This window comes from Mycobacterium sp. (assembly GCF_044342925.1).
Taxonomy (GTDB): domain Bacteria; phylum Actinomycetota; class Actinomycetes; order Mycobacteriales; family Mycobacteriaceae; genus Mycobacterium.
Genome location: NZ_JBIIOV010000002.1, coordinates 52,997 through 59,852, shown reverse-complemented (window position 1 = coordinate 59,852; position 6,856 = coordinate 52,997). Strand labels below are relative to the sequence as shown.

The following is a 6,856-nucleotide window of genomic DNA, read 5'->3' as shown; positions in this document are numbered from 1 at the left end:
GAGATCTCCGGCACGGGTATGGCCCCACTGGGCTGCTCCACCAACTACCCGAGGTCGGTGGCGCAGCGGGTGGGAGCCTTGCCCGCCCGGGCGGTGCTGGAACCTATTGGGGGACAGGGCCCCCAGCGCGCGCTGACCGAGTTTGCCGCCGCCATCGCCGCGGGCTCGGCCGACGTGGTCATGCTGTTCGGCTCCGAGAACGGTTCTACGCTGCGGCATTTCGCCACGGTGGCCGATAAGCCTGACCACTCCGAGACGGTCGACGGTCAACTGGAGGACCGCGGTTACGGGTACGACGGGCTCTTCACTGCCTATACCGTGGCGCATGGCTTGGTCGGGGCGCCGGCGCAGTACGGACTGCTGGAGAACGCCCGCCGGGACCGGGTCGGGCTCGGCGTCGCCGACTACCGACGTGCGATGGCCGAATTGTTCGCGCCGCTGTCGAAAGTAGCTGCGGCAAATCCCTATTCGGCATCACCGGTGCAGCGCACGGTCGACGAGATCCTTACCATCGACGCCGACAACCGGATGATCTGCGATCCCTACCCGCGTCTGCTCGTCGCCCGCGATCAGGTGAACCAGGGGGCGGCGGTGGTGCTGATGTCGGTGGAGGCGGCGCGCCGCCTTGGCGTGCCGCAGGAGAAGTGGGTGTATCTGCGCGGCCACGCCGACGTGGTGGACCAACCGCTGCTCGACCGCGCCGATCTCAGCTTCAACTCGGCGTCGATCCTCGCCGTCCAGGAGGCCCTGCGGGTCGCCGGTGTCGGCCTGGACGACATCGACACCGTCGACTTGTACAGCTGTTTCCCGGTGCCGGTGTTCAACTTCTGTGACGGAACCGGTCTGGCAGGAGATGATCCGCGCGGGCTCACGCTGACCGGCGGGCTGCCGTACTTCGGCGGCCCCGGCAACAGCTACTCACTGCACGCCATCGCCGAGACCGTCGTCCGGATGCGCCTCAGCCCAGGTTCATTCGGGCTGGTGGCAGCCAACGGCGGGATCATGAGCAAGTACTCGGTGGGCGTCTACTCCACCGACGCGGCCGAGTGGGCGCCGGACCGCAGCGCCGAATTGTGCGCCGAAGTCGCCGCCCGCCCCGCCGTCGCACTGGCCGAGCATCCCACCGGCAGCGGCACCGTCGAGACCTACACCGTCCGCTACGACTGGCCGGTGCGCACCGGAATCATCGTCGGCCGGCTCGACGACGGCAGCCGTTTCATGGCCACCAGCGACGACCCCGACCTGGTGGGCCTGCTCAGCGAGGGTGAGCCGCTGGGCGCGCGGATCGCGTTGCAGCACAACGGCAAAGCCAATCGCGCCACCCTGGCCTAGGTCTGGCTCGATGCCGCCAACTTGCCGGCCAGCCGTTCGACGTAGGCGGCGACCTCGTCCGCCGGCTTGTCCGGCAGTCCGAACAGCACCTCGGTGACACCGATGTTCTGCCAGTGCTCCAGCTTCTCGGCCACCGGCTTGAAGTCCAGGGCCACGATCTGCGGGGCGCCCGATCTGCCTGCCTGCGACCAGATATCGTGCAACATCCGTACCGGCGCGTCGATGTCGAAATCTCTTGGCGTGGTGATCCATCCGTCGGCGCTTCGGGCGATCCACCGGAAATTCTTCTCGGTGCCGGCGGCACCGACCAGTACTGGCACATGCTGCTGGACCGGCTTCGGCCAAGCCCAGCTCGGGCCGAAGCTGACGAACTCGCCGTCGTAGGCGGCCTCCTCCTGGGTCCACAGCGTCCGCATCGCCTCGACGTACTCGCGCAGCATGGTGCGGCGCCGGCCGGCCGGCACCTTGTGGTCGGCGAGTTCGTCGGTATTCCAGCCGAAGCCCACGCCCACGCTGACCCGCCCGCCCGACAGGTGATCCAGCGAGGCGATGGTCTTGGCCAGGCTGATCGGATCGTGTTCCACCGGCAGCGACACGGCGGTGGACAGCCGCACCCGCGACGTCACTGCGGCGGCGGTCGCCAGGCTGACCCACGGGTCGAGTGTGCGCATGTACCGGTCATCCGGCAGCGTCTCGTCTCCGGTGGTCGGGTGCGCGGCTTCCCGTTTGACCGGAATATGGGTGTGCTCCGGCACATAGAACGTGGTGAAACCGTGCTCGTCGGCGAGCTTGGCGGCCGCGGCCGGGGTGATGCCGCGATCGCTGGTGAACAGCACGAGCCCGTAGTCCATGCCCAGAATTAGAACGTGTTCTAGCAAGGGCGGCAAGAGCAGGGATGCGGTCGGCGGCGCCCGCGCGGGTTCGGCGGTGTCATGCCGGTTGTGCGCTAGCGTGGGCGGCAAGGTCGAGTTCTCGTCCGGAATCGGTCAAGTCGGCAATCGGTAAGGAGATAGGCCATGACGTACCCGCCCGCCAACCCGGGCTACCCGGCTCCGCCGCCCGGCTACGGTGGCCCGGCCGGCAGCCTGGCTGGTCCGCCCCCGGTGCAGCAGCGCATGCCGCTGTCCGCGCCGGGTGCCGCGGGAACCGGTAAGTCCCCCGCTTACCTCACTGTCGCGGTGGCGGCACTGGGTTTCCTGTCCTACCTGCTGTGCTTCGGCACGATCTGGAACGGCGAGTTCACCCCCGGTCCCGGGCTCTGGCAGGCGGCCGCGCTGGGCGCCGGTCTGCTCGCGGCGGTCAGCGCGCTGCCCCGGGCGACCAAGTCCTACACCGCGGTCACCGCCGTGCTCGCGGTGGCGGCGCTGCTGCTGGCCGTCTACGACATCCTCAACCCGCTCGGTGACGCCTCGGCGGGGTGGGCGCTCTGGCTGATTCTTCTGGTCATCCTGATGCAAGCCGCAACGGCCCTCACCGCGCTGCTGTTCGAGACCGGTGTGCTCACCGCGCCGCCGCCGCGCCCGCAAGCCAGTCCGTACGCGCAGTACGCCCCGCCGCCGGGCGGGTACTACGGGCAGCCCGGCCGCGGCCAGGCACCTGGCTACCCCGCCCAGTACGGGGGTGGCTACGGCTCCGGCGCGCCTGCCGCGGGCTACGGCCAGGCCGACAACACCGATACCCCGCCGACCGGGTTCCCGGCCTACACCCCGCCGTCGTCCGGGTCCGTTCAGCCGTCCGAGCCGTCCACGGACCCCTCATCGGGCTTGGGGTCTGGCGCGGCGCCGGGCTCGACCCAGCCCTGACCGGGCGCCGTTAGCCCGCGCAATTCCTGTTTGAGACGACGAGTGACACGGATCCAAGGAAGGGCGCCCACCGCGGTCGGCGCCCCGCAGTCCCGGGACCTGGTCCGGGTCGCGTTCGGCCCGTCGTTGTTGGCGCTCGTCGTCATCGCGGCGGTCGTCCTGGTCCAACTGGTCGTCGCCAACAGCGACCTGACCGGCACCTTCGGTGCGGTCGCCACGCTGTGGCTCGCCGTTCACGAGGTGCCGGTGAAGATCGCCGGCCAGCAGCTGGGGGCGCTGCCGCTCGTCCCGGTGGGTCTGATGGTCTGGGCGACCGCGCGCACCACCGCCCGCGTCACGCCTGACCGCGCTTCCTGGTTCGTCGTCCGCTGGATCATCGCCTCGGCGCTCGGCGGTCCGCTGCTGATCGCGGCGATGATGCTGGCCGTCATTCACGACGCGGCATCGGTGATCACCGATCTGCAGACCCCCAACGCTTTTCGCGCGTTCGTCGGGGTCGCGGCCGTGCACGGTCTGGGGGCGCTGATCGGAGTGTGGCCGCGAATCGGATCGCGGGTGTCGTCACTGCTCGGCCTGCCCCGGTGGGTCGGCGACGCGGTACGGCCCGCGATGATCGGTGTGGCGGCGCTGCTGGCGCTGTCGACGGCCGTCGTCGCCGCGTCCCTGGTCGTGCACTGGGGGACCATGCAGGAGCTGTACGGCATCACCGACTCGTTCTTCGGCCAGTTCAGCCTCACCGTGCTGTCGCTGCTGTACCTGCCCAACGTGGCGGTCGGTGCTGCCGCGGTGGCGGTCGGCTCCAGCGCCCACATCGGGTTCGCGACGTTCAGCGCGTTCACCGTCTTCGGCGGTGACATCCCGGCGCTGCCGATCCTGGCGGCCGCGCCCACCCCGCCACTCGGTCCGGTGTGGGTGGCACTACTGATCATCGGCGCCTCGGCAGGCGTTGCCGTCGGCCAGCAGTGCGCCCGGCGCCCGCTGCCGTTCCCCCTGGCCTTCGCCAAGCTCGCGGTCGCCTCGCTGCTGGCGGCTGTCGTGCTGGCGCTACTGGCCGTGGCGGCCGGCGGACCACTGGGCAACTTCGGCGATATCGGCGTCGATCAGACGACGTTCGCGCCGGGTGTGTTCTTCTGGTTCTTCCTCACCGGCGGGCTCACGGTGGCGATGGCCGGCGGCATCAGCGCGCGGCCGCCCCGACCCGCTCCGGTTCCTGCCCCGGTTCCCGCTCCGGTTCCGGTTCCCGACCCTGACGTCGAGCCTGCGCGCAGCGCGGAAAACGCCGCCGAATCCCGCCCTGAGCGCAGTGCCGACGAGGTTGGACCAGTGCCCGAGATGGAAGACGTCGAGGATCTGATGTTCGTCGACGCCGACATCGAAGTCGACCCGCAGCCGCCGGCGGGCACCGGATAACGGTCGTTGCCGCAGGTATCGCAGGGCGGGCTGCCCGGTCCCCGGCACCGACGAACTCCCGCCCCACCACTAGGCTCTTCGCCGTGGCTGAACCGATCCGCGTGCCGCCCAGCGCGCCGGCACGCGTGGTGGTGCTGGCCTCCGGCACCGGTTCGCTGCTGCAGTCGCTGCTGGACGCCGCGGTCGGCGACTACCCGGCCCGGGTGGTGGCGGTCGGTGCGGACCGGGACTGCCGGGCCGCGAAGATCGCCGCCGACGCCGGGATTACGTCGTTCACCGTCCGGCTGGGGGACTACCCCGACCGGGCCGCCTGGGACGCCGCGGTCTCCGACGCCACCGCCGAGCACAGTCCGGACCTGGTGGTTTCGGCCGGCTTCATGAAGATTCTTGGGCCGCAGTTCCTTTCCCGTTTCCCCGGCAGGGTGGTCAACACCCACCCGGCGCTGCTGCCGTCGTTCCCCGGAGCGCACGCCGTGCCGGACGCCCTCGCCTACGGGGTGAAGGTCACCGGATGCACGGTCCACCTGGTGGACGCTGGCATGGACACCGGGCCGATCCTGGCCCAGCAGGCCGTCGAGGTGCTGACCGGCGATGACGCAGAGACGTTGCACGAACGGATCAAGGCCGTCGAACGGCGGCTGCTGGTGGACGTGCTGGCCGCGCTGGCCACGCGCGGTGTGACCTGGACCGGAAGAAGGGCGACCCTGGGGATGGTGGAGGCATGACGGCTCAGACTGTGATCGGCAAGAAACCCATCCGGCGCGCGTTGATCAGCGTCTACGACAAGAGCGGCCTGATCCCGCTGGCCCAGGGCCTGCACGAGGCCGGCGTCGACATCGTCTCCACCGGATCCACCGCGAAAACCATTGCCGACAAGGGCATTCCGGTCACTCCGGTGGAGTTCGTCACCGGCTTCCCCGAAGTGCTCGACGGGCGCGTCAAGACCCTGCATCCGCACATCCACGCGGGCCTGCTCGCCGACACCCGCAACCCGGCACACCTGGCCGCGCTGGAGAAGCTCAAGATCGAGCCGTTCGATCTGGTCGTGGTCAATCTCTACCCGTTCAGCGAGACCGTGGACTCCGGCGCCGAGGTCGACGAATGCGTCGAGCAGATCGACATCGGTGGTCCGTCGATGGTGCGCGCGGCCGCCAAGAACCACGCCAGCGTCGCGGTGGTCGTCGAGCCGCTGGGCTATGACGGTGTGCTGGCCGCTGTCCGGGGCGGCGGCTTCACCTTCGAGGAGCGAAAAAAGCTGGCGTCGTTGGCATTCCGGCACACCGCCGAATACGACATCGCGGTGGCCGGCTGGATGGAGTCGACGCTCTCACCGGGGGCCGAGGCCGAACCGGGCTTTCTGCCCCGGTGGTTCGGTCGCAGCTGGCGGCGCACCTCGTTGCTGCGCTACGGCGAGAACCCGCACCAGCAGGCCGCCCTCTACAGCGACGAGGTGGGCTGGCCCGGACTGGCGCAGGCCGAGCAGCTGCACGGAAAAGAGATGAGCTACAACAACTTCACCGACGCCGACGCCGCCTGGCGCGCCGCATTCGACCACCAGCAGATCTGCGTGGCGATCATCAAGCACGCCAACCCGTGCGGCATCGCGGTCTCGGCTGAGTCGGTGGCCGACGCGCATCGCAAAGCCCATGCCTGCGATCCGCTGAGCGCGTTCGGCGGGGTGATCGCCGCGAACACCGAGGTCACCCGAGCGATGGCTGAGCAGGTGAGCGAGATCTTCACCGAGGTGATCATCGCCCCCGCTTACGAGCGCGGTGCGGTGGAGATTCTGGCCCGCAAGAAGAACATCCGGGTGCTGCTGGCGGCCGAACCGGCGGTGGGCGGTGCGGAGATCCGGCAGATCAGCGGCGGCCTGCTGATCCAGGAGCGCGACGAGATCACCGCTGCCGGCGACGACCCGGCCAACTGGGCCCTGGCCACCGGCGACCCCGCCGACGAGGCCACCCTGGCCGACCTGGCCTTCGCCTGGCGTACCTGCCGGGCGGTCAAGTCCAACGCGATCGTCATCGCCGGCGACGGCGCCACCATCGGGGTCGGCATGGGTCAGGTGAACCGGGTCGACGCGGCACGGCTGGCGGTGGAACGCGGCGGGGAGCGGGTCCGCGGCGCGGTCGCCGCATCCGACGCCTTCTTCCCGTTCCCGGACGGTCTGCAGGTGCTGACGTCGGCCGGGGTGACGGCCGTCGTCCATCCCGGCGGCTCGGTGCGAGACGACGAGGTCACCGCCGCGGCTGCGGCAGCCGGGATCACGCTGTACCTGACCGGCGCCCGGCACTTCGCGCACTAGATCGGCA

Annotated in this window: 6 protein-coding genes; 5 read left to right on the top strand and 1 reads right to left on the bottom strand. The window is 70.1% G+C overall.

Going from position 1 to position 6,856, the window contains the following annotated elements; translation table 11 throughout:
* Positions 1 to 1,332, top strand: a 1,332-nt coding sequence (locus tag ADBZ6I_RS00795) for an acetyl-CoA acetyltransferase (RefSeq protein WP_526379876.1), incomplete at its 5' end; no start/stop codon positions are given.
* Here the strand turns inward: ADBZ6I_RS00795 and ADBZ6I_RS00790 are convergent.
* Positions 1,329 to 2,183 carry an LLM class F420-dependent oxidoreductase gene (locus tag ADBZ6I_RS00790; protein ID WP_526379874.1) on the bottom strand — a complete coding sequence of 285 codons (855 nt, stop codon included), beginning with the start codon at positions 2,181 to 2,183 and terminating at the stop codon, positions 1,329 to 1,331. The two genes, ADBZ6I_RS00795 and ADBZ6I_RS00790, sit on opposite strands and share 4 nt — an antisense overlap.
* Before the next feature lie 165 nt (positions 2,184 to 2,348).
* Between ADBZ6I_RS00790 and ADBZ6I_RS00785 the strand changes: the two genes are divergently transcribed.
* The 4 genes from ADBZ6I_RS00785 (at position 2,349) to purH (ending at position 6,849) form a co-directional block, all read left to right on the top strand.
* Complete coding sequence (locus ADBZ6I_RS00785) at positions 2,349 to 3,134, top strand: DUF5336 domain-containing protein (protein ID WP_526379872.1); 786 nt, start codon at positions 2,349 to 2,351, stop codon at positions 3,132 to 3,134.
* 42 nt (positions 3,135 to 3,176) lie between these two features.
* Positions 3,177 to 4,544, top strand: coding sequence for a cell division protein PerM (locus ADBZ6I_RS00780; RefSeq protein WP_526379870.1), 1,368 nt, complete (start codon positions 3,177 to 3,179; stop codon positions 4,542 to 4,544).
* A gap of 83 nt (positions 4,545 to 4,627) precedes the next feature.
* A complete protein-coding gene (gene purN, locus ADBZ6I_RS00775) occupies positions 4,628 to 5,269 on the top strand; it encodes a phosphoribosylglycinamide formyltransferase (RefSeq protein ID WP_526379868.1) in 642 nt (213 codons plus the stop codon).
* A complete protein-coding gene (gene purH / locus ADBZ6I_RS00770; RefSeq protein WP_526379866.1) occupies positions 5,266 to 6,849 on the top strand; it encodes a bifunctional phosphoribosylaminoimidazolecarboxamide formyltransferase/IMP cyclohydrolase in 1,584 nt (527 codons plus the stop codon). Before purN ends, purH begins: the two co-directional genes overlap by 4 nt.
* Positions 6,850 to 6,856: the final 7 nt, after the last annotated feature.

Excerpts from the sequence above, each read along its gene's own strand:
- ADBZ6I_RS00785 (WP_526379872.1), top strand. The coding sequence starts at position 2,349 with ATGACGTACCCGCCCGCCAACCCGGGCTACCCGGCTCCGCCGCCCGGC.
- ADBZ6I_RS00790 (WP_526379874.1), bottom strand. The coding sequence starts at position 2,183 with ATGGACTACGGGCTCGTGCTGTTCACCAGCGATCGCGGCATCACCCCG.
- purH (WP_526379866.1), top strand. The coding sequence starts at position 5,266 with ATGACGGCTCAGACTGTGATCGGCAAGAAACCCATCCGGCGCGCGTTG.